Origin of the sequence: Streptomyces caelestis (assembly GCF_001279005.1) — a bacterium.
GTDB lineage: Bacteria > Actinomycetota > Actinomycetes > Streptomycetales > Streptomycetaceae > Streptomyces > Streptomyces heliomycini.
The window spans coordinates 1-24,604 of record NZ_LGCN01000205.1 but is presented as its reverse complement, the minus strand read 5'-3'; the positions used below and the strand labels follow the sequence as shown (position 1 = coordinate 24,604).

The 24,604-nt window shown below is 76.3% G+C and carries 19 protein-coding genes and 1 pseudogene; 18 read left to right on the top strand and 2 right to left on the bottom strand.

Annotated features, from left to right (window positions below):
- The first annotated feature begins 123 nt into the window (after positions 1-123).
- The gene (locus tag ADK41_RS41745) at positions 124-1,029 is read left to right on the top strand and encodes a hypothetical protein (RefSeq protein ID WP_037804592.1); all 906 of its coding nucleotides are present in this window, start codon (positions 124-126) and stop codon (positions 1,027-1,029) included.
- Between the two features lie 229 nt (positions 1,030-1,258).
- Here the strand turns inward: ADK41_RS41745 and ADK41_RS41740 are convergent, their stop codons facing one another.
- Positions 1,259-2,626 (bottom strand): COG1470 family protein, encoded by a 1,368-nt coding sequence (locus ADK41_RS41740; RefSeq protein WP_158717683.1) that lies wholly within the window; start codon positions 2,624-2,626, stop codon positions 1,259-1,261.
- A 195-nt stretch (positions 2,627-2,821) separates the two neighbouring features.
- Here ADK41_RS41740 and ADK41_RS22220 point away from each other — a divergent pair, with 195 nt between their 5' ends.
- The 4 genes from ADK41_RS22220 (at position 2,822) to ADK41_RS22205 (ending at position 9,982) form a co-directional block, all read left to right on the top strand.
- Positions 2,822-3,559, top strand: coding sequence for a helix-turn-helix transcriptional regulator (locus ADK41_RS22220; RefSeq protein ID WP_078662031.1), 738 nt, complete (start codon positions 2,822-2,824; stop codon positions 3,557-3,559).
- A gap of 167 nt (positions 3,560-3,726) precedes the next feature.
- Positions 3,727-6,930 carry a DUF11 domain-containing protein gene (locus ADK41_RS22215; protein ID WP_037804593.1) on the top strand — a complete coding sequence of 1,068 codons (3,204 nt, stop codon included), beginning with the start codon at positions 3,727-3,729 and terminating at the stop codon, positions 6,928-6,930.
- Positions 6,927-7,634 carry a DUF4255 domain-containing protein gene (locus tag ADK41_RS22210; RefSeq protein ID WP_030829849.1) on the top strand — a complete coding sequence of 236 codons (708 nt, stop codon included), beginning with the start codon at positions 6,927-6,929 and terminating at the stop codon, positions 7,632-7,634. Before ADK41_RS22215 ends, ADK41_RS22210 begins: the two co-directional genes overlap by 4 nt.
- Complete coding sequence (locus ADK41_RS22205) at positions 7,631-9,982, top strand: ATP-binding protein (RefSeq protein ID WP_030829852.1); 2,352 nt, start codon at positions 7,631-7,633, stop codon at positions 9,980-9,982. The genes ADK41_RS22210 and ADK41_RS22205 overlap by 4 nt, the downstream gene beginning before the upstream one ends.
- Positions 9,983-9,995: 13 nt before the next feature.
- Here ADK41_RS22205 and ADK41_RS22200 read toward each other — a convergent pair whose 3' ends face one another.
- Positions 9,996-11,636, bottom strand: coding sequence for an eCIS core domain-containing protein (locus ADK41_RS22200; RefSeq protein WP_051843260.1), 1,641 nt, complete (start codon positions 11,634-11,636; stop codon positions 9,996-9,998).
- A 240-nt stretch (positions 11,637-11,876) separates the two neighbouring features.
- On the opposite strand from ADK41_RS22200, the gene ADK41_RS22195 reads away from it, so the two are divergent.
- From ADK41_RS22195 to ADK41_RS22135, 13 genes and pseudogenes are all read left to right on the top strand, one after another.
- Positions 11,877-13,439 (top strand): phage tail sheath family protein, encoded by a 1,563-nt coding sequence (locus ADK41_RS22195; protein WP_030829858.1) that lies wholly within the window; start codon positions 11,877-11,879, stop codon positions 13,437-13,439.
- Positions 13,440-13,474: 35 nt separating this feature from the next.
- A complete protein-coding gene (locus tag ADK41_RS22190) occupies positions 13,475-13,915 on the top strand; it encodes a phage tail protein (protein WP_030829861.1) in 441 nt (146 codons plus the stop codon).
- A complete protein-coding gene (locus ADK41_RS22185; protein WP_030829864.1) occupies positions 13,912-14,421 on the top strand; it encodes a zinc-ribbon domain-containing protein in 510 nt (169 codons plus the stop codon). The genes ADK41_RS22190 and ADK41_RS22185 overlap by 4 nt, the downstream gene beginning before the upstream one ends.
- On the top strand, positions 14,418-14,576 hold the full coding sequence (locus ADK41_RS42205) for a DUF6760 family protein (protein ID WP_167353482.1): 159 nt from the start codon (positions 14,418-14,420) through the stop codon (positions 14,574-14,576). Before ADK41_RS22185 ends, ADK41_RS42205 begins: the two co-directional genes overlap by 4 nt.
- Before the next feature lie 985 nt (positions 14,577-15,561).
- On the top strand, positions 15,562-17,601 hold the full coding sequence (locus tag ADK41_RS22175) for a hypothetical protein (RefSeq protein WP_158717684.1): 2,040 nt from the start codon (positions 15,562-15,564) through the stop codon (positions 17,599-17,601).
- A 35-nt stretch (positions 17,602-17,636) separates the two neighbouring features.
- Positions 17,637-18,062: a phage tail protein gene (locus ADK41_RS22170; protein ID WP_030829877.1), complete on the top strand. Its 426-nt coding sequence runs from the start codon at positions 17,637-17,639 to the stop codon at positions 18,060-18,062.
- A 75-nt stretch (positions 18,063-18,137) separates the two neighbouring features.
- Positions 18,138-18,851 (top strand): LysM peptidoglycan-binding domain-containing protein, encoded by a 714-nt coding sequence (locus ADK41_RS22165; RefSeq protein WP_380957615.1) that lies wholly within the window; start codon positions 18,138-18,140, stop codon positions 18,849-18,851.
- Positions 18,848-20,677: a VgrG-related protein gene (locus ADK41_RS22160; protein WP_030829884.1), complete on the top strand. Its 1,830-nt coding sequence runs from the start codon at positions 18,848-18,850 to the stop codon at positions 20,675-20,677. The genes ADK41_RS22165 and ADK41_RS22160 overlap by 4 nt, the downstream gene beginning before the upstream one ends.
- 40 nt (positions 20,678-20,717) lie before the next feature.
- Positions 20,718-21,038, top strand: a complete 321-nt coding sequence (locus ADK41_RS22155) for a PAAR domain-containing protein (RefSeq protein ID WP_030829887.1) — start codon at positions 20,718-20,720, stop codon at positions 21,036-21,038.
- Entirely contained in the window at positions 21,035-21,457 is a 423-nt protein-coding gene (locus ADK41_RS22150; RefSeq protein ID WP_030829889.1) for a GPW/gp25 family protein, read from the top strand. The genes ADK41_RS22155 and ADK41_RS22150 overlap by 4 nt, the downstream gene beginning before the upstream one ends.
- Positions 21,457-23,418 carry a putative baseplate assembly protein gene (locus ADK41_RS22145; RefSeq protein ID WP_030829891.1) on the top strand — a complete coding sequence of 654 codons (1,962 nt, stop codon included), beginning with the start codon at positions 21,457-21,459 and terminating at the stop codon, positions 23,416-23,418. The genes ADK41_RS22150 and ADK41_RS22145 overlap by 1 nt, the downstream gene beginning before the upstream one ends.
- Positions 23,415-23,978 carry a phage tail protein gene (locus ADK41_RS22140; RefSeq protein ID WP_030829894.1) on the top strand — a complete coding sequence of 188 codons (564 nt, stop codon included), beginning with the start codon at positions 23,415-23,417 and terminating at the stop codon, positions 23,976-23,978. Before ADK41_RS22145 ends, ADK41_RS22140 begins: the two co-directional genes overlap by 4 nt.
- A 3-nt stretch (positions 23,979-23,981) precedes the next feature.
- A pseudogene (locus ADK41_RS22135) lies at positions 23,982-24,604 on the top strand (hypothetical protein); the annotation flags it as partial.

Here is a 24,604-nt window from a genome sequence, read left to right as displayed (position 1 = left end):
CGTCGGTCCGGGCGGTACCGCCCACGCGGCCGGTCCGCACGGGCGCGGCGGTCCGGGCGGGCGCGGCGGTCCGGGCGGGCGGGCCGCGGGCATCAAGTGGAACGAGCAGGAGCGAGAACGGACATGGGTGAACGGCAGAACGACGGCGGGCCGGCCGGCCGTCGGCGTGCGCACCCTGGGACGAGCGCGCCGCCCGGGCCCGGCGGTCCAGGGTCCGTCACGGGCGGGCGCCGGGTCGTCGACGCCGCCGACCTGGAGGCGCTGCTCGCCGCCGCGCTGATCCGCCGCGATGTGGACGCCGGGGCCGAACAGCGCGCCGTCGCCGCGTTCCTGACCGCCCGGGAGTCGGGGGCGCACGGCGCGCGCACCCGGCGCCGGGACGACTGGCGGACCCGTCGGAGCCGGCTCGGACGCCACTCGCTGAAGGCCACGCTCTCCCTCGTGGCCGCCGGTCTCACCCTGAGCGGGGTCGCGGTCGCCGGCATCGGCGCGACGGCAGGGGCCCCGGACGGCCCGACGCAGGACGACAGGGGCACCCACGCCCCGTCACCCGGCGCCGCCGGCCCGTCCATAGGCCCGTCCACAAGCCCGTCCACCGGCGGTCCGGCGGACCCGGACACCGGAACCGACCGCCCGGACCGCCCGGGCCGCCCGAGGACGGCCGGGGACACCGAGGCCCACTGCCGCGCCTACGAGCAGGTGCGGGGGCGCGGCAAGGCGCTGGACTCGACGGCCTGGAAGCGGCTGACGGAGGCCGCGGGCGGCGCGGAGAACGTCGACGCCTACTGCGCCGGGCAGTCGGAGGGGACCGGTGCCGGGGCGCCGCCCGCCACCACCGGGGCGCCGCCCGCCACCACCGGGGCGCCGCCCGCGACCACCGGGGCGCCGGAGAGGAAGGGCGACGATGCGGCCGGCCGGTCCGGAAACGGCTCCTCGGGCAACGCGGGCGACAACGCCACGCGCGGCGCGGGCAACGGCCCGGACGGCAGCGCGGGGAAGCCGGGGAGCCCGGGCGCCGATCGCCCGTAGCGCATCCGTCCGCCCCGCGGTCGCCGGCCGGTCGCCGGCCGGGCGGCGGCGGAACGTGCTGCCCGCCGCCGGTGTCACCGCTCCGCCGGAGGCCCGTGCGCCACGGGGCCCTTGGGGCCGGATGCCGGTTTTGAGACCAAGGGCTGTCGAATTCAGGCCGAAAGACTTTCGGGACTTTACGAACGCGGTGACCGCGGACTGAGGATGAGCTCGGAAGCACACGTCCGATTCACTGCGTGCTGGTACTGAGTACTCCGCTCACGTTCAGGACCTCGTGGCACTCCGACGCCTGACGACCCGTGGCCGGTGTACCGGGCTTGGCGCAGGTCACGCTGATGGTCACCGTGTCGTTCTCGGGGATCTCGATGGGGGTGACCCAGTGGTAGTCCTGGTTGCGGAACGTCTCCAGCGCGATCGTGGTGATCTTGCGGTCGCCGAAGGAGATCGTCAACACGCCCTCGTCGCCCTGGAAGTTGGCGACGACGATGTCGGTGACGCCGAAGACGCCGTCCTCGGGCACCCGGTAGGTGCCGACCCGGGTCGCCCCGGCGCCCGTCCTCAGGTCGATGGTCGCCGAGCTCTGCCGGCCGCCGGCCGCGGTACCGCCCCCGGCCGCGGTGCCGCCCCCGGCCGGGGAACCGTTCCCGCCGCCGCCCGGCCCGGTCGCCGCCCCCGACTCCCGGCCGCCGCCCCCGGGCCGGCTGTCCGCGCCGGTGCCGGGGGACTCCCCGGCCGCCCCCTGCTCCCCGGCCGGCGTCGGCCGCGGTCGGACCGCCTCGGTGGCCGCCTCCTCGGCGGCGCTGCGCACCGCGGGACGGACCAGCGCGAACCAGGCGAGCAACAGCGCGAGCAGCGCGGCCAGCACCGCCAGCAGCCACTTGGGGAAGATCGGGATCTGCACGAACTCCGCGTCCAGCGGGGGCCGTACGACGGGGTCGTCCCGATCCGCCCGCGCCGGTTCCTCCTGGTCGCCGGCCTCCGTGGTGTCCACGGTGAACGGCCACACCACCGGGTTGCCGAACCACACGGGCCTGGCGGTACGGACCCGCAGCGCGACCTCCGCCGACTCGCCGGGCTCCAGCTTCGGCCGCTCCGGGGCGAAGGCGAATCCCAGCTCCTCGCCCGCCTGTCCGGGGGCGAAGCGCACCCGCACCGGGGTGTTGCCCTGGTTGCGCACGGCCAGCAGGTAGCGGCCGCGCAGCCAGCCGCGCCGGCGGCGCGGGGACAGCTCGGTCCGGAGCTCGTGGAACTCCCCCACGTGCACGGTGGTCTCGAGGACCCGCACCGCGTCGGGGTGCTCGTTCGGCAGCACCCGTACGCCGAGGGGCACCTCACCGGCCCGGACCTCCGGTGAGCGCGGCGGCTCCAGACGGAGCGTCACCGTCTCGGAGGTGCCGGGATACAGGGAGACGCGCGCCGGTTCCACCGTGGTCCAGGCGGCGCAGTCCCCGACGACCCTCAGGTCGTACGCCTCGACGATGTCGCTGTCGTTGCGCACCGTCAGGGTGGTGGTGGCGGTGTCACCCGGAGTCACCGCCACGGCCGGGATGTCGAGACCGGGCGCACCGGGACCGGAAGAGGCTGCGGAAGGCGTCACGCCCCCACCGTAGGAACGCGCCCGAAAGCGCGGCGAGGAACGCGAGGGCAACGCGCGGGCAGTCGTGCTGCCCGGCGGGCCGGCGCCCCCTCCCCCGCGACGGCGGGCCCTTGATGGGGCGCGCCGCCTCCCGTGCCCCACCCCTCCCGTGATCGCCTCGTGCCTCGTCCCCCACCCCCCGCCTCCCACCGACTCATGAAACAGGTAACCGTGTTCCGCGGAGAAGAGAACGGCCCCGCCACACCCGACGCCGTGCCCCGTGACCTCGTCCGGGCCGACTGGACCCACCGCACCTCCCGCTCCGAGCGCCCGGCCCGGGTCACCCTGGCCGTCTACGCCGCCGACCCCGTGCTGCGCGTGGGCGTCGTCCAGCAATTACGGCCCCGCCCCGAGATCGACCTGGTCGACGCCGACGACGCGGGCTCGGCCCGGGTGTCCCTGGTCGTCGTCGACCACGTCGACGACGACGTGGCCGCCCTGCTGAGCCGGCTGCGGCACAACAGCGCCACCCGCACCGGCCTGGTCATAGGAACCCTCGGGGCCGGCGGGCTGCAACGCGTCGTCGAATGCGGTGTGACCGCGGTACTGCGCCGCGCCGAGGCCGACCAGGACCAACTGCTGCGTCTGGTCCTGGCGACGGGCAACGGCGAGGGGATGCTGCCCGGCGACCTGCTTGGCGACCTGCTCCACCACGTCGGCGGCCTCCGGCGTTCCGCGCTCGACCCCGGGGCCCTGCCCCTGTCCACCCTCACCACGCGCGAGGCGGACATGCTGCGCCTGGTGTCGGAGGGAATGGACACGGCGGAGATAGCCCGCAAGACCTCGTACTCCGAACGCACCGTCAAGAACGTCCTGCACGAGGTCATCACCCGGCTGCAACTGCGCAACCGGGCCCACGCCGTGGGCTACGCGCTGCGCAACGGGCTGATCTGAGGACCGGCCGGGACCCCGCCGACGCCGCCGGGGAACCCCGCGCTGCCCGAAAGCACACCCCGCGCTTCCCCCGGGCGCGGCCCCACCGCCCTGCCGTCGCGCGCGCGGCCGGTCCACGGTGACGGGGGCACGTCCAGGTGCCGCACCAGACTGCGAAGGGGACCGTGATGGAAACCGCTGGCTCCGGCGGGCGGTACCGCCTGGGGAGACTCGGCACGTCGCTGCTGCTGCTCGTTCCCCTGCTCGGGGTGACGGCGGCGGCCGGTCCGGGCAGCGCCGAACCGCGGGCGGCGGCCGCGGCGGACGCCGCCGGGACCCGGATCGTGTACGCCGGCACCGGGCACCGCAGTCTCGGCGAGGCCGCCGCCACCACCTCCAGCACCGCACTGTTCGGCCAGGGCCCGGCCCACTACGACGTGCAGCCGTCCGCCCTCGGCGACCGACTGGTCTTCGCCGGCCGCCGCGACGAGCGGAGGCCGCAGATCTACCTGCGGGCCGCCGACGGCACGGTACGGCGGCTCACCAGCGGCATGGACGCGGCGCACCCCCAGCTGACCCCCGACGGACGGTCCGTGGTGTTCGACGCGGCCGAGCCCGCCGCCGCGGGCGGCGGGACGCAGCGCGACCTGTGGCTGGTGCGCACCGACGGCACCGGTCTGACCCGGCTGACCGACACCCCGGCCGACGAAGAGGACCCGACGGTCTCCCCCGACGGGCGGCGCATCGCGTACGCCGGCGACGGCGACCCGTCGGCCGGCCGGCAGATCTACGTACGGGACCTGAGCGGCGGCGCCGCCGCCCGCGTCACCGGCTCCGCGGGCGGCACGGCCTCCGAGCCGGCGTGGAACCCGGTCGACGACGACGTCAACCGCGACTGGATCGCGTACACCCTCACCACCACCGAGGAGGGGCGGTCCGTGTCCCGGCTGCGGATCACGAACGGGACCGCCGACGAGCCGCTGTTCGGGGGCGCGAGGGCCGGCTGGCGCGCCCACGGGGCGGCGTGGCTGCCCGACGGGGACGACCTGGTGTTCCTGAGCCCCGAGATCACCTGTGAGTGCGAGGGCGACTGGGACCACGTGTTCCGGTCCACCGCCCACTCCGACCGGGTCCCCTCGCTGGTGCTCGACGAGGACCGGGACGTCCTCTCGCCCACCTGGCTCGGCCCCCTCGACGGCGGCGGGGCGGTGGTCGAGCGCACCTCCGCGGCCGGCCCGCACGCGGTGACGCTGCAGGACGCCCGGGCGGACGGCTCCGACCCCCGCGACCTGGGGCTGACGATCCTCGACGAGGACCCGGCGGCCGACACCCACACCGATCCCGCCGAGGACCCGCTGTTCCGGCCCGGACCCGGCCACGACCCGTGGACCGAACGGCAGAGCTACACGCCCGACGGCCGCCGGATCGTCGTCACCCGCTTCGAGGACGACGCCGACGGCCGGCGGATCCAGCGGATCTGGACGGTGGACGCCGACGGCTCGAACGCGGCGCCCATGGAGCTCGCGGAACGCGCAGGCACGGACTGGGACACCGACCCGGCCCTCTCCCCGGACGGCAGGCGCCTCGCCTTCACCCGGACCTCGCCGGGCGGCGTCGGCGGCCCGAGCCGCATCCTCGTCGCGGACGTCGCCACCGGCGAGATCACCGGCGAGGTCGTCCCGCCGGCCGGACAGCTCACCGGCCGCGACGCCCAGCCCACCTGGTCCTCCGACGGCGCCACCCTGGCCTTCACCCGCGCCGTGGAGATCGACGGGAACGCCGGCAACAAGCACGTGTGGACCGTGCCGGCGGCCGACCTGTCCCGGCGGAACGCCCCGTCCCGGCAGAACGACCTGAGCGCCGAGAACTGCCCGGGCGACTGCGAGGTCATCGACGACAGCCCCGCGTTCTCCCCGGACGGCCGCGGCATCGCCTTCAACCGCAAGAACGGCGCCGGCCGGATCGACGAGGAGAACGGCATCCTGCTGACCTCCCCGTCCGGCGACACCTGCCGGGTGCTGCTGCCTGCCGCCGCCCGCGGCGTGCCCGGCGCCTGCGGCCGGGAGCTGCCGGACACCTCGGTCACCGGCCCGCACCAGCCCCGCGACGCCGCCTGGACCGCCGACGGCGAGGGGCTCGTCTTCAGCTCCCGCACCGGGGCCGCGGTCAACAGCCCGGAGAAGCTGAACCTCCTCGACATCGACTCCGGCGCCGTCACCGCCCTCACCGGCGGTCTCGCGGGCCGGCAGAAGGAGCCCTCCGTCCAGCAGTCCGTGGACCTCGCCGTCCGGGCGCCCGGCACCACCCCGCGGGTCACCGTCGGCGACACCACCACGGTCACCGTCGACGTGGTCAACAACGGCCCCGCCGCCTCCCCCGGCACCCGGCTGACCGTCGCCCCGCCGCCCGGCGTGCGGGTCACCCGGATCGGCCGGCCCGGCGGCGCCTGCGACGCCGCCTCCCTGGAGTGCGGCCTCGGCGTGGTGGAGCCCGGCGCCACCGTCCCGGTGGACGTCACGCTCACCGGAGTCGTCCCCGGCGACGCGCCGGTCGACTGGTCGGTCACCGGTGCGGTCATCGATCCGCGGCCCGACGACAACGCGGGCCGGACCGTGGTGCCGGTGGCCGAGGCCCCGCCGACACCCACACCCACTCCCACCCCGACGCCGCCCGCGCCCCCGGCCCCCACGCCGCCCCCGGCCCCGAGGCCGACTCCCACGGCGCCCCCGGAGCCGGAGGAGCCCGAGGCCGGCCCCGGGGTGCGGGTCGCCGCCCAGCCGAACCCCGGCTACGTCGGCGGGCGCGTCGTGGTGACGTACACCGTCCGCAACGGCCGCAACGCGCTCGCCACCGGACTGCGGCTGCGCGTCGGCCTGCCCGCCGGCCTCCCCCACAGCGGGCCGCCGGCCGGCTGCGACCGGAGCTGGGTGTGCGCGCTGCCCGACCTCACGCCGGGCGCGAGCACCGTCGTGCGGGTCGTGCTCAGCCCGAAGAAGGCGATGACCGGACAGGTCACCGGCGTGCTCACCACCACCGGCACGGACGCCGACACGCGCGACAACACCGCCCGGCAGCGGCTGCGCGTCCTCCGGCCGCGCATCGTCGCGGTGCCGGAGATCGGCAGGCCCGGCTTCGTCACCTCCGTGCGCGGCGAGGACTTCCCGCCGGGAGCGCCGGTGCGGTTCGCGTGGAAGCCGGGGATCACCGCGACGGCGGCGCCGACCGTCCCGCGGGCGGACGGCACGTTCATCGGGCAGCTGCTCATCCTCGCCAAGGACCAGACCGGACCGCGCGTCATCACCGCCCGCGGCCCCGGGTTCTCCCCGGTGAAGACCGGCTTCCTGGTCGTCAACGGCAGCGTGCAGCCACCGGACGAGGTGACCCGCCGGTGATCCACGAGGTCGACGAGGGACTGCGCCGGCTCCTCGCCGGGAGCGGGCTGGAGGCGTCGGGCGTCGACGTGGTCTTCGACGCCCCCACCCGGGACTGGGCGGCCCGGCGCAGCGCCCCGACCGTCTGCGCCTTCCTGTACGACATCCGGGAGGACGCCCTGCGGCGCGGCACCGGCGCCGGGGAGGTGTACGACGAGGACGGGCACCTCGTCGCACGGCGCTCCCCGCCGCGCTGGTTCCAGCTGACGTACCTCGTCACGGCGTGGGCGAGCCGCCCGCAGGACGAGCACCGGCTGCTGTCCCAGGTGCTCGGCACCCTGGTGGCCCACGACGTGCTGCCCGCGGGCCTGCTCACCGGCTCGCTCGCCGAACTCGGCCTGACCGTGGGCCTGGACACCGCCGGGACGGGGACGGACGCGCCGGCCGCCGCCGATGTGTGGTCGGCGCTCGGCGGGGAGCTGAAGGCGTCCCTCGGGGTCCGGGTGCGGGCGCCGCTCGCCGGGGTGACCAGGGCCGTCGCGCCGCCGGTCACCGAAGGCCTCGTGGTGCGCTCCGCCGCCGCGCGCGAGGGCGGGGAGGCGGGTCCGGGGCGGCGGCTGCGCTACACGGAGGCCGGCGACCCCGGCCCGGAGGGTTTCACCGGACCGCGCGAACGCCCGCCGGCCCCGGCCCGACGCCGCCGTAAGGGAGACCGCCAGCCGTGACGCACACCGTGGAACCCGCGCTCGAGGAGAGCCGTGCCGGGGGAGGGGGCGCCGACGCCGACGACGCCTTCGCCGGCCCCGACGCCCTCTGGGCGCGACTCGGGGCGGTCGAGAGGCGGGTCCGGGAGGCCGTGGCGGTGCGACGGGACGCCGATCCGGATCCCGACAACCCCTACCGCGGCCAGTACCTCACACCGGAGGCGGTGGCGCGGATCCTGGACGAACCGGGCGGGCTCGACCTGCCCGCGCAGGACCCCTGGCAGCCGCCGGCCCGTTCCCCCCTCGGCACGCTCGCCCGGCGGTTCGGCCTGTCGCCCCTCGACCTGGACCTGCTGCTGGTCGCCCTGGCGCCCGACCTGGACGCACGGTTCGAGCGGCTCTACGGCTACCTCAACGACGACCTGACCCGCCGCCGGCCCACCGTCGGGCTCGCGCTGGAGCTGTGCGGGCTCGGCGGCGCGTCGCCCGCCCGGTTCCGCCTCGCCCCCGGGGCCCCGCTGATCGCCCACGGCCTGATGGAGGTCACCGAGCCGGAACGGCCCCCGCTGTCCCGCGTCCTGGTGGTCCCCGACCGGGTCACCGGCCACCTCCTGGGCGACACACGGCCCGACGCCCGGCTCACCGGGGCGCTCGGCGAGGCCCGGGAGGACCCCACCGCCGAGGCGGCGGAGGTCCACCGGGCGGCGGCCGCGGCCGGGACCGGGGCCGGCCTCGTCCATCTGCGCAGCCGGGGCGGCGACGCCGAGGGACTGGCCGTCGCGGCCCTGCGCCTGACCGGTGCGCGCCCGCTCGTCCTGGACACGGCGGCGCTCGCCCGGCGCCCGTCCGAGGTGCCGGCGCTGGCCCGGGTGATCGCCCTCGAAGCCCGTCTGACCGGCGCCGGCGTGGTGCTCGGACCGCTGGCGGAGCTGCCCGGGGAACCCGCCGAACGGGCCCGTACGCTCGGGGCGCTCTGCGCCGGACTGCGGGGCGTGCCCCTGTTCACGCACGGCACGACGGGCTGGGACCCGGCCTGGGCGGCCGACGCCCCCGTCGTGCTCACCGTGCCGGCCCCCTCACCCGAGCGCCAGGCCGCCCGCTGGCGCCACGCGCTCGCCCGGGCGGCCGCCGCCTTGGAGCCGCTTGACCGGGAGGCCGGTGCCGCCGGGTTCCTCGCCCGGGCGGCCGGTGGTCTTGCCATGACCGGTGCCGCCGGGCTTCCCGGCCGGGCGGCCGGCGAACCAGCCGGAGCCGGGGCCGCGGAGCCTCTCGGCCGGGCCGCCGGTGCCGCCGGGTTCCTCGGCCGGGCGGCCGGCGAGCCCGGCGCGACCGGAACCGCCGGCCGCCCGGCCCTCGGTGACATCGCCTTGGTCGGTGACGTCGAGGAACTCGCGCAAGCCGTCGCCGCGCACCGGCTGGACGCCGGGCAGCTGCGCCGGGCCGCCGACGCGGCGGTGCGCACGGCCGCCCTCGACGGCCGCCCCGTCGGACCGGACGACCTGCGCGTCGCCGTCCGCGCCCAGAACGGCGCGGGACTGGACCGGCTCGCCCGGCGGGTGGAGCCGGGCGTCGGGTGGGACGACCTGGTGCTGCCGCCCGCCACCCACCGGCGGCTGCGGGAACTCGCGCTGCGCGCCCGCCACCGCGAACAGGTGCTCGGACAGTGGGGGATGCGGCCCGGCGGCGGCCGGGGGCGCGGCGTCGTCGCGCTGTTCGCCGGCGAGTCGGGCACCGGCAAGACCATGTCCGCCGAGGTCGTCGCCGCGGACCTCGGCATGGACCTGTACGTGGTGGACCTGTCCACCGTCGTGGACAAGTACATCGGGGAGACCGAGAAGAACCTGGAGCGCATCTTCACCGAGGCGTCGGCGGTCAACGCGGTGCTGCTCTTCGACGAGGCCGACGCGATCTTCGGCAAGCGCTCGGAGGTGAAGGACGCGCACGACCGGCACGCCAACATCGAGTCGGCGTACCTGCTCCAGCGCATGGAGTCGTTCGACGGGATCGCGGTGCTGACCACCAACCTGCGGGCCAACCTGGACGAGGCGTTCACCCGCCGCCTGGACGTGGTCGCGGACTTCCCGGTGCCGGACACCGGCCGGCGCCTCGCCCTGTGGGACCGCTGCCTGGGCGACCGGCTGCCCCGGGCCGACGACCTCGACCTCGCCTTCTGCGCCGACCGCTTCGAACTGGCCGGCGGCTCCATCAGGGCCTGCGCGGTCACCGCGGCCTACCTCGCCGCGGAGTCCGGCACACCGCTCACCATGCGGCAGACGGTGACCGCGATAGCCCAGGAGTACCGCAAGCTCGGACGCCTGGTCCTGGAGAGCGAGTTCGGGCCGTACACGGCGGAGGCCGCCGGCGCGTGAGGCGCCGGGGCCGTCAGAGGCCGGCGGTCTTGAGGATGTGGGTGGCGATCACCTGGAACTTCCGCAGCTGGGCCTCGATCTCGGTGGCGTAGTCCGGCGCGTCGACGGTGACGGGATGGTCGTTGCCCTTGGCGCGGTAGTACGCGGTGATCTGCCGGTTCCCCGCGAACCTCAGGGTGACGCCCTTCGGCCAGTCCCGGGTCATCAGCAGGGGGCCGTACGGCTCGAACCACCGGGGGAGCACCAGGGAGGTGAACCCGCCCGGGCCGGGAGGGATCCGGTCGGACGGCACGTCGGACTCGTAGGACCCCAGGTGCGGTCCCTTGGTGAGGACGTCGGCCCCCGGCCTGCCGATGATCGCCATCGCCGTGTTCTGGGTCCGCTCCTGGAGCAGCGACCGGTACTGGGCCACCGTCTCCGCGTGGGACTCCGCGAGCAGCTCGCCCTTTTTGTCGTTCAGCTTGGCCGAGACCAGCATGCCGATCAGGCTCGCGTCGCCCTCGGCGGCCTCGCGGATCGCGGCGAGCTCCGTCTCGCTCAGCGCGGCGCCGGGGACGTCCCCGGCCATGTCGGCGAGGATCATGTCGTCGTCCACGGGACGCTCCATGGCCACGCTGAAGCTGCCCCGGTCGCGTGCCGTCAGCGACTCGTCCACCACGTTCCGGATGTCCGCGTCGGAACCGCCCGCGCGCGCGTCGAGCACGTTCACCGCCAACGCGGTGCCGTCCCCCTCGTCGTTCGAACCGGTGAAGGCCGTCCCCTGGCGGGACAGGGTCCTGCGCCCCAGGATTCCGCTGCTGTTGATGGAGTGGACCAGGTCGATCATCGCCGCGATGCGCCCGACCTCGATGACGAGGTCCTCGGCGTCCTTCACCTGCAGGGGCACCTCGGCGGTCAGCTGCGGCGCGTAGCCCAGCACCAGCCGAGCGGTGTCCGTGAGGAGGTGATCCAGCCCGGCCTCCTCGACGAGGCGGGCCGGTTCGGCCACTTCCGCGCCGCCGACGAGGACCGCCCGCTGGACCGCCGTCTCCCCGCCGTCGGCGACAGGGTGTTCCGGGACGGCGGTGCGCACCGGAGCCGGGCTGGCCATCACCCGGCGGGCGTTGGCCTCCGCCTCGCGCTCGAAGCGGTCGCCGGGATCGCTGATCCGCAGCCCCGCGCCGTCGTCGGCGCCGGCGACCGGCCCCCGGCGCTGCTGGACGACGTGGGTGAGTTCATGGGCGAGGGTGTGCTTGTCCGCTCCGCCCCGGCCGAGGACGACATGGCTGCCCGAGGTGTACGCCCGTGCGCCCACCGAGTCCGCGGAGTCCGCCGCCTCGGGGCCGGTGTGCACCCGCACGTCGTGGAAGGACTCGCCGAGCCGGGCCTCCATCTCCGTCCGCAGCGCGGGCCGGAGCGGCCGGCCGGGCGTGCTCAGGACGTCGTGCACCGCCGAGCGCCGGCCCGCCGCGCCGTGACCGCAGCCGGCGCCGTGCTCGTGCCGCTCCTCCTCCACCATGCGCGCCACCACCGCGTTGCCCACGGCACGCTGTAGGGCCGGCATCCCCGCGGGGGACGGGCCGCCCGTGAGGGGGGCCCGCTCGGCGGGCGACGCCGTCCGGGTCTGCGTACGGCCTTTCCGGCCGGTCTCCTGCGGTTCCCCACGGGCACGCATGCGCTGTCCTCTCCACGAATCCCCGGCCCACCAGTCGAGCGCGCGGACCGGCGGGGCGTCCAGGACCGTGAGGGCAGTGCGGGGGCAGCGGCGGGTGCCGTCCGGGCGGTCAGCGCGGACGGCCCGGAAAGGCAGCGGCCCTGCCCCCGGTCCGGTCCGCGGGCTCCTGCCGGGCCGCCCGGTGCGCCGCGCAGACTCGGCCTGGACACAGGTGACCGCAAGGACGTTTAAGGAGCGAGCATGCCGACGTACCTCACCCCGGGCGTGTACGTGGAGGAGGTGCAGTCCGGTGCCCGGCCGATCGAGGGGGTCGGCACGGCCGTCGCCGCGTTCGTCGGCTTCGCCGGGAAGGGCCCGTTCCACGCGCCGACGCTGGTCACCGGCTGGGACCAGTACGTCCAGCTGTTCGGCGGCTTCACCGAGGGCGCCTACCTGGCCCACGCGGTCCACGGGTACTTCTCCAACGGCGGCGGCGCCGCGTACGTGGTGCGCATCGGCGGGTCCGCCGAGGACGCCTCCGCCCCGGCGGCCGGCGACGGCCGGCCGCTCGGGGGCGGCGGGGCCGTGCGGCCGGTGGAGGTCGGCGGCTTCCTGATCGCGGCCAGGCCGGGCGTGACCGGGGTGTCGGTGGAGGTCGCCGACGTGGACGGCGAGAACCCGCCGGAGGACCGCTTCAAGGTCCTGGTCCGCCGCGGCGACCAGGTGGTGGAGACCTACGAGGCCTCCACCCGCAGGAACGTCAAGGGGTACCTGGTCACCCAGGCCCGCGCCTCCGAGCTGATCGAGGTCACCGAGCAGCGCGGCGCCGGCGCGGCCAGGCCCGCCGCGCAGACCGTGGCGATCCCCGACGCCCCGGCCGCGCCGGCCGCGAACGGCTCCGGCGAGCCGGCCCGCATCGACCCCGCCGAATACGTCGGCGACGCCGCGGCCCGTACCGGTTTCGGCGGTCTGGAGACCATCGACGAGATCACCATGGTCGCGGTGCCGGACCTGATGGGCGCCTACCAGCGCGGTGACGTCGACGCCGAGGGCGTGCGCACCGTGCAGCTCGCCGTCATCTCGCACTGCGAGCAGATGGGCGACCGGGTGGCCGTGCTCGACGCCCCGCCCGGGATGTCCGCCCAGCAGGTGCGCACCTGGCGCAACGACGAGGCGGGCTACGACTCCCGCTACGCCACCCTGTACTACCCGTGGGTGCGGGTTTTCGACCCGGCGCTCGGACGCAACACCACCGTCCCGCCGAGCGGTCACGTCGCCGGCGTGTGGGCGCGCAGCGACGCCGAGCGCGGGGTCCACAAGGCGCCCGCCAACGAGGTGCTCCGCGGCGCGGTCGACCTGGAGCTGCGGCTCAGCAAGGGCGAGCAGGACCTGCTCAACCCGATCGGCGTGAACTGCATCCGGGCCTTCCCCGGCCGCGGCATCCGGATCTGGGGCGCCCGCACCCTCTCCTCCGACCCGGCCTGGCGCTACCTGAACGTGCGCCGGCTGTTCAACTACCTGGAGGAGTCCATCCTGCTCGGCACCCAGTGGGTGGTGTTCGAGCCGAACGACGACCGCCTGTGGTCGAGCATCCGGCGCAACGTCACCGCGTTCCTCCAGGAGGAGTGGCGCCGGGGCGCGCTGTTCGGCCGGACCGCCGCCGAGGCGTTCTACGTGAAGTGCGACCGCGACAACAACCCGCAGGAGTCCATCGACCAGGGCCGGGTCGTCTGCGAGATCGGCGTCGCGCCGGTCAAGCCCGCGGAGTTCGTGGTGTTCCGGCTGGCCCAGTTCTCCGACACCACCAGCCTCATCGACGAGTGACCCGCGGGTCCGCAAAGGAAGGTTGACAGACAGTCATGGCAACGGGCGACGCTCTTTCCACCCACGTCTTCGGCGTGCAGCTCGGCGGATACCTGGTCGAGTCGATCCAGGAGATCAGCGGGTTCACCGTCGAGGAGGATGTCGTCGAGGTCAAGCAGGTGACCTCGGAGGGCAAGCAGATCATCCGCAAGCAGCCGGGCGCCCGGCAGGCCGGCGAGATCACGATCACCCGGGGACTCGACCAGAGCAGCGAGTTCACCAACTGGATCAAGGAGACCCTGAACAACGGGGCCGTGAACTCCGCGCGCCAGAACCTCACCATCGAGATCAAGGACACCGAGGGCAACACGGTCCGTCGCATTCAGCTGTTGCAGGGCTGGGCCTCCAAGTGGGAGGGCCCGTCCCTGAAGGCGGGCGAGTCCTCCCCGGCCACCGAGTCCGTCACGATCGTGTTCGAGGAGATCGTCGTCGAATGAGGCGTCGTACGGTGACGGCGGGCAACCTGGAGGAGGTCCTCCAGGCGACGGCGCCCGCCCAGGCGTCGGACCGGGCGTCGGACCAGGGGGCGGCCGGCCCGGCCGAGGCGCCCCCGCCGCGTCGGGAGGACCACGGGCTGCGGACCGAGTTCGAGTTCGAGCTGCCGCGCGGATACGTGGACGACGAGGGCACGGTGCACCGGCACGGCACGATGCGCCTGGCCACCGCCCGCGACGAACTGCGGCCCCAGATCGACCTGCGGGTCAAGGAGAACCCGGCGTACCTGAGCGTGGTCCTGCTGAGCCAGGTGATCACCCGGCTCGGCTCGATCACCGATGTGCACGCCGGGGTCGTGGAACGGATGTACGCCACCGACGTCGCCTTCCTCCAGGACTTCTACCGCCGCGTCAACAGCGAGGGCCACACCCGCGCGGCGGTGACCTGCCCGCACTGCGAGGGCGGCTTCGAGGTCGACCTCTCGGGCGGGCGCCTGGGGGAATCGTGACGTACGCGCTCCCCCGGCTCCGGGAGGAGATCGCGTACGTCGCCTACCACTTCCACTGGCAGCGCGAGGAGATCCTCGACCTCACCCACGGCGAACGCCGGCAGTGGGTGGCCGAGATCGCCCGTATCAACACCCGTATGAACGAAGGTGGTTGAGCGCATGGCATGGCGGGACAGGCTGCGCCGCCGGGCCGCGGGGCGGTCGGCGGGCGGCGGGTCCGGCGCGCCCGGCGAGGGCGTGGACCGGGGCGCGGACGGCGCCCCGGCCGCCGCCGCACCCGACGGTCCGGGTCCCGCCGTGCCCGGGGACTGGGACGGCGGCTGGCGCCGCACCGCCGCGCCGCGGCTCACCGTCTCGCGCGCCCCGCTGGGCGTGAGCGACGGCCTCTCCTTCCGCGCGGGCCTCGCCGCCTGGCAGAACCCCTCCTTCGACAGCGGCCTCGGTCACGCCCTGCGGCCCGACGCCCCGGCCGGCCTGGTGCGGGGGGTCACGCGCCCGGCCGTCCCACGGGCCACCGTCACCGGCGGGGGACCGCTGCTGCTCCGTGCGCTGTGGACGGAGCCGGAGGGGGAAGGCCCGCGGGACGGCGCTCCGGGCACGGTGCGGCCGGACCCGGCGCGTGCGGGCGGCGCGACGCCGGCCACACCGGTCGCCAGCCGGGCGCGCCCGCCCGGTCCGGGCTCCTCGGGTCCGGCGCCCTCAGGTTCGGCCCCCTCGGGTTCGGCGTCTTCGGGTTCCGGGTCCTCGGGTTCGGCGTCTTCGGGTTCCGGGGTTTCCCGCGCGGTGTCCCCGGACCTGGCGCGCCCGGGTTCCGGGGCTTCCGGTTCGGCGTCCTCAGGTTCGGCCCTCTCGGGTTCGGCGTCTTCGGGTTCCGGGTCCTCGGGTTCGGCGTCTTCGGGTTCCGGGGTTTCCCGCGCGGCGTCCCCGGACTCGGCGCGCCCGGGTTCCGGAGCCGGAGGCTCCGGAGCTTCCGGCGCCGGGCCGTCCGGTCCGGCGGTGTCCCGGGGCGGCTCGGGCGGTGCGCGGGCGGCGGCGGGCACGGGTCCCGGGGCGGACTCCGTGGTGGCACGTTCCGCGGACGGTACCGACAGCGGTCCGGACGCGGGAGGTCCGGGCAGCGCCCACCGGACCCGTGGCCTCATGTCCACGACGTCCCCCGCCGTGCTCTCCTCGCCCTCTCCCGCCGCGCGACGGGCCGTGACACCGGGCACCGCCCCGGTCGCGGCGCCCTCCGACTCCGCCCGCCCGCCGGCCGCCCCGCCGATTCCGCTGGTACGACGTGTCTCCGTGGTCCCCGGCGCGACCGCCGGGTCCGCTCCCGGCGCCCCCTCCTCCTCGCGGACACCGTCCGCGGGACATGACGCGGACGCCGGGCCCGCGTCCGGACCGTCCGCGCGGCGCACCGCCGCGGGAGCGCCGCCCGAACGGAGCGGCGGCCGGCCGCAGGCGTCCCGGGCCGACGGCGACGCGGCGTCCCGCCCGGTCGCCCGACCGCGGCCGGTGGGGCCCCCGTTGACCGTCGCCCGCCGTACGGCCGGACCCGTACGCCGCGTCGCCGCCCTGCGCCCCACCGCCGCCGTTCCGGCACCGGGCACCGCCACGGCATCCGGCGCGTCCGGTCCGGCCGCCCCGGCCGCCCCGGCCGGTCCGCAGACGCCCGGGACCGCCCCGGTCCGACGCGACGGCGGACGGCCGCCGCTGGGCGCACCGCTGACCGGACTGCCGCCCACGGCGACACCGTCGGCCGAGGACGCTTCCGCCGTACCCGCCCCGGGTCCCGTCTCCGGCCCCGCGCTTCCCGTCGTCCAGCGCCGGGCCGAGGAGACGGCCGGCGCCCCGTCCGGCAGCGGTGTGCGGGCGACGGCCCCGGACACCGGCCCCGACGGCCGCGCCTCGGACCCGGCCGCCGCTCCCCGGCGGAGCGGCGCCCGCGCCCGCGGCGGTCTGGGTGCGCCCCTGCCCGCGCTGCCCCCCAGCGCCGACCTCCCCGGAGCCACCGCGTCCGACGCCCGGACGCCCGCCGCGGCGCACCCGGTACGGGAACAGGACACGCCGGCCGCCCCGCTGCTGGGGACCACCGGTGTCCGGCGCAGCCTCGCGGATCGCTCCACCGCGCCGGGCACCCCGTCACCCGGCCCCGCGGATCCGCACGGCGGCGGACCGGCCACGCCGCTGGTGACGCCGGGGCCGCCCGCCGCGTCCCAGGCTCCGGCTCCGGCTCCACAGGGTCCGGCCGGGGACGCCGTACGACCCATGTCGGCGTCCGCCGGACCGGGGCCGGGCCCCGTCGTCGCCCGTGCCGTGAGCCCCGCCGCGGGCGCGACCGCCACGGGCGTCCGCGCCCTCGCGCTGCTCCCCGCCCGCCCGCTCACCCTCAACACCCGGCCCCCCGAGGGCGCGGTACCACCGGCCGCGTCCCGCACCGGCGGCCGCCCCGTCGTGGCCGCCCGCTGGACCACGGCCCCGGCCGGCACCGGCGCCGACCACGCCCCGTCCACCGGCGCGCCCACGCGCCCGGCGCGGCCCGCCGGCACCCGGGCGGCCCCGCCCGTCCAGCGGGCCGTGCCGACGCACCGGCCGCACGACCCGGCCCCGCGGCGACCCGACCCCGCGGTACCGGCCGGCGGTCCGGCCGCCCCGCGGGACACCGGCGCCGTCCGGCGCGTCCCCGTGGTCAGGCCCGCGCCGCCCCGCACGGCTCCCGGTACGGCGGTCGCCCCCGCGCCGGAGCGGCCCCTCCCCGTGGCCGCTCCCCGGACGGCACCCCCGGCCCACGGCCCGTCGGCCACGCCGGCGGGACCCGTCCCCGTGGTCCGCCCGAGGAACGTCACGCCGAGGCCGGCGGCGGGCGGGGGAACCGGCCGGGCGGCGACCCCCGTCCAGCGCGATGCTTCCCCCGCCGGTGACCTCGCCGTGGCCAAGGGCGTACCGGTCGAGGCCGTACCGGCCGGAACGGGGCCGGCGCGCGCCCGTTCGTCGTCGGTCTCCGCCGCCGGCGACCTCGCGGCGCCCGAGGGCTCCGCCGGGCACGCGGACCGGTCGGCCGACTCCCCGCAGAACCCCGGCGCCGACCTGGACGACCTGGCGCGCCGCCTGCTCGACCCCCTGGCCCGCCTGCTGCGCACCGAACTGCGGCGCGGCCGGGAACGTACGGGCCGCCCCTACGACGGACGCCGCTGAGGGCACGGAACGGATGACGGACGGATGACGGACGGATGACGGACAACATCTTCGCGAGCAGCGTGTTCTTCCGGCTCACGATCGGCGGCAACGACCTGGGCGCCTTCAACACCTGCTCCGGCATGGGCGCCGAGGTGGAGATCGAGAGCTACGCGGAGGGCGGCAACAACGGCTTCGCCTGGCAGCTGCCCGGCCGCGTGACCTGGTCGAACATCACGCTCACCCGGCCGGTCACCGCCGACACGGCGAAGATCGGCCGCTGGCTGGACGAGACGCTGAAGCGGGTGGAACCCAAGGACGGCGAGATCGTGGCGCTGAAGCCGAACCTCAGCCGGATCATCGGCTGGCAGGTGTTCGGGATCGTGCCGGTGCGCTGGCAGGGCCCGTCCTTCGACCCCAACGAATCGCAGGCGGCGGTGGAGACCCTGGAGATCGCCCACGAGGGTCTGCGCCCCTCCTGACCCGGCCCGCCGCCGTCCCGCACCCCCTCACACCCCCCGCACCCGACCCGGAAAGGAAGACCCGGCGTGTCCACGATGTTCCGCTCCAGTCGGGCCAGGGCCCAGCTGACGCTGAAGGAGCCCCCGGCCTCCGTCGGCGCGAAGCCGGGCGGGACGATCGCGCGGCTGGACCTCCAGTTCAACCCCAACAGCCTGGAGCTGCGGAAGACCACCGAGTGGCGGCGCACCCCGTCCCGGATGGCGGGGCAGTCGGCGCTGCCCGAGTTCGTCGGCAGCGGCCCGCGCACGCTGAGCCTCGAAGTGTTCCTGGACGCCACCGCCAGGCACGACGACTCCGTGGAGCAGGCGGTGGAGAAGCTGATGAAGGCGTGCGTGCCGACCCCGGCGAGCCTCGACCGCAAGAAGCCGGCCAGCCCGTGGGTGCGGTTCGAGTGGGGCACCGCGCGCACGACCTCGTTCGACGGGGTGCTCTCCAGCCTGTCGGTCTCCTACACGCTGTTCGACGTGGACGGGAAACCGCTGCGGGCCACCTGCCGGCTGTCGATCGAGGAGGCGAGCGTCGACCCGCCGGGCCAGAACCCGACCTCCGGCGCCCGCACCGCCCGCAGCACGCACACCGTCGTGGCGGGCGACAGCCTGGCCCTGCTGGCCTGGCGGGAGTACGGCGACGCGACGGCCTGGCGGGTCATCGCGGAGGCGAACGGGATCGACGACCCGATGGCCCTGGTGCCCGGCGCCGAACTGGTGGTGCCGGGGCTGCGGGACACGGACGGTGAGGAGGAGCGGTGAGCACTGCCGTGGAACGGGGCGGCCGGTCCTTCGCGGCGGACCCGGTCGTGGAGACGCCCGCCGAACTCCCGCCGGTCTGGGCCGCCCAGCTGGTGAGCTGCGTGGTGGACGAGAACGTGGGCCTGCCGGACGCGGCGGTGCTCACCTTCCGCGACCCCGACCACGAGTTCCTCCGGAAGACCGGCATCACCATCGGCACCCCGCTGAAGGTGTCGGTGGTGACCGTGTCCGGACAGGCCCGCGAGCGGCTGTTCGACGGCGAGGTGACGGCCCTGGAGCTGGACCGGGACCGCACCGGCTCGTTCACGGTGGTGCGCGCCTACTCCAAGGCGCACCGCCTCCAGCGCGGCCGGAAGGTGGTGGCGTACCGGAACATGACGGCGGCGGCCATCGTCCGCAAGGTGGCCGCCGGGGCGGGTCTGGCCTGCGGCACCGTGCAGGCCGCGCCGGTCACCTACAAGCAGCTGTCGCAGGCGAACGTGTCCGACTGGGACTTTCTTCGATTCCTGGCCGCCGAGAGCGGCGCGCAGGTGCGCGTCGACGACCGGGGGCTGCTCCAGTTCACCCGGCCGGAGAAGGCGTCCGGCGCGCCCGCGCCGTCCACGTCGGCCACCCGGAACCCGATGGTGCTGGAGTACGGGCGGAACCTGCTGGCGCTGCGGGCCTCCCTGTCGGCCGCGGACGGGGCGCAGCGGGTGGAGGTGCGCGGCTGGGACGTCACCACGAAGCGGCCGCTGGTGGCCGGCCGGTCCTCGGTGGACAGCGACACGGTGCTGCCGGGGCTGAGCCCGGCGTTCGCCGCCCGGTTCGGCACGTCGAAGCTGACGGTCGCCGACACCCCGTACCGCACCCAGGCCGAGACCAGGGCGGTCGCGGACGCGGTGGCCGGCCAGGTGAGCGCGGGATTCGGCGAGCTGGAGGCGCTGGTCGAGGGCAACCCGAAGCTGCGGGCGGGCAAGCCCGTGGCGCTCGGCAACGTCGGGCAGGCCTTCAGCGGGAAGTACACGGCGACGGCGGTCCAGCACGTCCTCGAACCGCACGGCGGGTACCGCACGACGGTGTGGGTGAGCGCCGGCCCGGACCGCTCCCCGACCGGTCTGGTCACCGGCGCCGACGCGCCCTCCCGCGGCCCGCGCATCCCCGGTCTGGCGATCGGCGTGGTGACCGACGTACGGGAGCCGGGCGGCGCCGAGAGCGGCGCCGTGAGACTGAGGTTCCCCTGGCTGGACGACACCTACGTCACCGACTGGGTGCGCACCGTGCAGTGGGGCGGCAGGGGCGGCGGGGGCGTGGTGAGCCCCGAGGTCAACGACGAGGTCCTGGTCGGCTTCGAACAGGGCCTGCTGGACAGCCCGTACGTCATCGGGGGGCTCTACAACGGCGTGGACGAGCCCTCGCCGCACGACGTGCCGCTGGTCGACGGCACCACCGGGAAGGTCAACCGCCGTTCCTTCGTGTCGCGTTCGGGGCACCGGGTGGAGCTGCTGGACGCGCGGGCGCCCGGCCGTTCGGGGGTGCGGCTGATGACCGCCGACGAACGCCTGGAGGTGTTCCTCGACGACCGCCGGGACCGGATCGAGCTGACGGTGCACTCCGGCAGGGGCGGGGCCCGGCAGCCCCTCAGCTCCGTCGTGCTCGACCAGCAGGGCATCACCCTGGACGCGGGAGAGGGCGACGTGAGCGTGTCGGGCCGGAACGTGGACATCCAGGGCCGGGCCGGCGTGCGGATCGGCGGCCGTGACGTGAACGTCACCGGCAGCTCGGGCGTCACCGTCGACGGCGGTCTGCTCGGCGTCCTGAAGGCCAAGCTCATCCGCATCAACTGACCCCCGCCCGCCGCCCCCGACGTCCTCCGAGGAGTGCCGCATGCCAGCCGCAGCCCGTACCGGTGACCCCACCGACCACGGCGGCCGGATCACCACCCCGCCGCCCGCCGCCGCACGGGCGGTGGCGACCGTCCTGATCGGCGGCCGCCCCGCCGCCGTCACGGGCAGCCTGCACGTCTGCGCGATGCCCCAGCACGCGGTCATGGGCCCGGCCAACGTGATCATGCCCAACCCGGCCGGGATCGCCTCGGGACAGGTCCTCATCGGCGGACTGCCGGCCGCCCGGGCGCGTGACCGGACCGCGTGCGGCGCGACGGTCCTGCCCGGCGCCGTGAACGTCGTGATCGGCGGTGCGGTGTGAGCGAGCGGTTCATCGGCCGCGGCTGGGGGTTCCCGTTGCGGGTCGGGCCCACCGGCGGGATCGCCCTGGTCGAACGGGAACGGGAGGTCGAGGAGGCGATCCGGCTGGTGCTCGGCACCGCGCCCGGCGAGCGTCCCATGCGCCCGGAGTTCGGCTGCGGCATCCACGACCACGTCTTCGCCCCCGGCGACGGCGCCACCGCCGGGCGCCTCGCGCGGCAGGTGCGCGAGGCCCTGGAGCGGTGGGAGCCGCGGATCACGGTGGACGACGTGGTGGTCGCCTTCGACGCGGTCGAGGACGGCACCCTCTACATCGACGTGCACTACACCCTGCGATCCACCAACGACCGGCGCAACCTGGTCTTTCCCTTCTACACGATCCCCTCCGAGGAGGGGGCCGAGGAAGCGGGCGCGGACTGATGGCCCTGCCCTCCCCGAACCTGGACGACCGGCGGTTCCAGCAACTCGTCGACGAGGCGAAGCGGTACGTGCGGCAGCGCGCCCCGGAGTGGACCGACCACAACGTCTCCGACCCGGGCGTCACCCTGATCGAGACGTTCGCCTACCTCGTGGACCAGCTGCTGTACCGGCTGAACCGGGTCCCGGACAAGAACTACACCGCGTTCCTCGACCTGTTGGGCATCCGCCTGTTCCCGCCGACCGCGGCCGGCGCCGACGTCGACTTCTGGCTCTCGGCGCCGCAGCCCGACACGGTCGCGCTGCCCCCGGGCACCGAGGTGACCACCGCCGGCGGCGAGTCCGACGAGCCCGTGGTCTTCACCACCACCGACGAACTACGGATCCTGCCCAGCGAGTTGATCCGCCTGGTCACCGCGCCGAGGACCGGCGGGCAGAGCGACCGGACCGGCATGCTCGCCGACGGCCTCGACATCCGCTGCTTCCAGACGAGGCCGGAACCCGGCGACGCGCTGCTGTTCGGCCTGCCGACGGCGGTGCCGCGCTGCATCGTCGCGGTGCGCCTGGACAGCCGCGTCGAGGGCATCGGCGTGGACCCGCGCCAGCCCCCGCTGGTGTGGGAGGCCTGGGACGGCGGCGGCTGGCGGCCGTGCGAGACCGGCGCCGACACCACCGGCGGTCTGAACCGGCCCGGTGAGATCATCGTGCACGTACCGGCCGGACACACGGCGTCGGTGATCGGCGGCACCCGGGCCGGCTGGCTGCGCTGCCGGGTCACCGAGGCGGAGCCGGGCCAGCCGTTCTACTCGGAGTCCCCGACGGTGCGCGAGGCGGCGGTGTTCACCGTCGGCGGCACCATGTCCGTCGAGCACGCCGAGACCGTGACCGACGTGCCGCTCGGCACCTCGGAGGGCGTGGCCGGACAGACCTTCCGGCTCGACCGTCCGCCGGTCCTCCTGGACGCCGGGCCGCCCGTGGTGGAGGTGTCCTCCGACGAGGGGTGGCAGCGCTGGGAGGTGGTGGAGCACTTCGGCCGCTCCGGACCCGCCGACCGGCACGTCCGGGTGGACGCCACCACCGGCGAGTTCCTCTTCCCCCCGGCGCTGCGCGAACCCGACGGCACGCTGCGGCAGTGCGGCGCGGTGCCGCCCAAGGGCGCGCGGATACGGGTGGCCCGCTACCGCACCGGCGGCGGCCCCGCGGGCAACGTGGCCCGCGGCGCGATCTCCGTGCTGCTCAGCTCCGTGCCGTACGTCGCCCGGGTCGCCAACCGGGAGGCGGCGCGCGGAGGCGTCGGCGGCGAGACCGTCGAGAACGCCAGGCGGCGCGCGCCGGAGGCGCTCCGCATGCAGGACCGCGCGGTGACCGCCGAGGACTACGAGACCATCAGCCGCCGGGCCGCGCCCTCGGTGCGCCGGGTGCGCTGCCTGCCGGCCGCGGACGCACCCGGCGCGGTACGGGTCCTGGTGGTGCCGGACGCGGCGGCCGACGAGGGGGACGACCGGCTGCGCTTCGAGCAGCTGATCCCCTCCGACCAGGTGCTCGCGGCGATCACCGCGAGCCTCGACGAACGGCGGCTGATCGGCACCCGGCTCGTCGTGGAGCCGCCGGTGTACCAGGGCGTCACCGTGGTGGCCCGGCTCTCGGCGGCCCCCGGCGACACCGACCGGGTCCGCGGCGCCGCGCTCGACGCGCTCTTCGGCCACCTCAACCCGCTGGTCGGCGGCCCGGACGGCACCGGATGGCCCTTCGGGCGGCCCGTGCAGTACGGCGAGGTCTTCGGCGTCCTGCAACGCGCCACCGGCGACGCCCTGGTCGAGGAGGTCCGGTTGTTCCCCGCCGACCCCGTCACCGGCCGCCGCGGCGCCCCGACGGACCGCATCGACCTGTCCGCGGGCGCGCTGGTCTTCTCGTACCAGCACCAGGTGGTCGTGACGGAGGCCGGGGCGGAGGGCCGGGGATGAGCCGCGCGGCGGTACCCGGCCTGCCGAGCAGGTACCCGATCGGCGGGCAACTGCCCGCGCTGTACGCCGACGACGACTTCGCGCAGCGGTTCACCGCCGGGCTCGACACCGTCCTCGCCCCGGTGTTCTCGACCCTCGACAACCTGCCCGCCTATCTCGACCCCCGGGTGACGCCGGTCGACTTCCTGGCCTGGCTGGCGTCCTGGGTGGGGGCCGCGCACGACCCGCGGTGGCCGGTGGAGGTGCGCCGCGAGGCCGTCGTCCGCGCGGTGTACCTGCACCGGTGGCGCGGCACCCGGCGCGGGCTGGTCGAGGCCCTGCGGCTCGCGCTCGGCGCGCACGCCGAGGTGACCGGCGACGGCGGCGCGGTGTGGTCGGGCACCGCCGGCTCCGCCCTGCCGCCGAAGCCGCCCGCCGAGGCGCTGGTCCGGGTCCGGCCGGCCGGCGGGACACCGGTGGACGCGGACAGGGTCCACGAGATCGTCCGGACCATGTGTCCGGTGCACACGGCGTTCCGGGTGGAGGTCCTGTCCGGCCCGCCCGCCGAGGAAGGGAACTGACGCATGCGCGCATGTCCCGTGTGCGGGGCGCCCAACGACCCCGCGGACGACTTCTGCGGCAACTGCGGCGCGTACCTGGGCTGGTCGGACACCCCACCCGCGCCGGGCCGCGCCACCACACCGGCGACCCCGGCGGTCACGGAGCCGGCGGACACCCCGGCGGGCCCGGGGACCTCGGCCGCTCCCGGGCGGCCGGCCGCTCCGGCGGGCCCGGGCCGGCCGGCCGCTCGTCCGACCGCCGCGGAGCCCGAGGCGGACCCGGTCCCCGACGGCCCCTCAGCGGCCGTCCCCACGCTTCCCGCGCCCCCGGCGCCCCCGGCCGTCCCGGAGGTCACCCCGCCGGAGGCGTCCGAGGCGGCCCTCCCGGAGGACGGGCCCCTGTCGGCCGCGCGTGCCCTCGGGGCGTCGCTGCGTTCCCGGCTCACGGGCCGTGGGCCCGACGGGGCGGGCGTCCCGGAAACCCCGGCCACGGACGCCGCGGGCTCCCGCGCCGGGGCCGACGACGGGCCCGGTACCGGTCAAGGGCCCCGCACCGCCGAGGGCCACGGCACCGCCCCCGCCCCCGCCCAGCGGGCGACCACGAGCCCTCCACCCCCCTCCACCCCCGGCGCTCCCCGCGCCGGCTC

Coding starts and splice junctions, on each gene's coding strand:
- ADK41_RS22185 (WP_030829864.1), top strand. CDS start 13,912: ATGAGGCGTCGTACGGTGACGGCGGGCAACCTGGAGGAGGTCCTCCAG.
- ADK41_RS22195 (WP_030829858.1), top strand. CDS start 11,877: ATGCCGACGTACCTCACCCCGGGCGTGTACGTGGAGGAGGTGCAGTCC.
- ADK41_RS22165 (WP_380957615.1), top strand. CDS start 18,138: ATGTTCCGCTCCAGTCGGGCCAGGGCCCAGCTGACGCTGAAGGAGCCC.
- ADK41_RS22190 (WP_030829861.1), top strand. CDS start 13,475: ATGGCAACGGGCGACGCTCTTTCCACCCACGTCTTCGGCGTGCAGCTC.
- ADK41_RS22175 (WP_158717684.1), top strand. CDS start 15,562: ATGTCCACGACGTCCCCCGCCGTGCTCTCCTCGCCCTCTCCCGCCGCG.
- ADK41_RS22215 (WP_037804593.1), top strand. CDS start 3,727: ATGGAAACCGCTGGCTCCGGCGGGCGGTACCGCCTGGGGAGACTCGGC.
- ADK41_RS22220 (WP_078662031.1), top strand. CDS start 2,822: ATGAAACAGGTAACCGTGTTCCGCGGAGAAGAGAACGGCCCCGCCACA.
- ADK41_RS22155 (WP_030829887.1), top strand. CDS start 20,718: ATGCCAGCCGCAGCCCGTACCGGTGACCCCACCGACCACGGCGGCCGG.
- ADK41_RS41745 (WP_037804592.1), top strand. CDS start 124: ATGGGTGAACGGCAGAACGACGGCGGGCCGGCCGGCCGTCGGCGTGCG.
- ADK41_RS22140 (WP_030829894.1), top strand. CDS start 23,415: ATGAGCCGCGCGGCGGTACCCGGCCTGCCGAGCAGGTACCCGATCGGC.
- ADK41_RS22145 (WP_030829891.1), top strand. CDS start 21,457: ATGGCCCTGCCCTCCCCGAACCTGGACGACCGGCGGTTCCAGCAACTC.
- ADK41_RS22170 (WP_030829877.1), top strand. CDS start 17,637: ATGACGGACAACATCTTCGCGAGCAGCGTGTTCTTCCGGCTCACGATC.
- ADK41_RS22200 (WP_051843260.1), bottom strand. CDS start 11,636: ATGCGTGCCCGTGGGGAACCGCAGGAGACCGGCCGGAAAGGCCGTACG.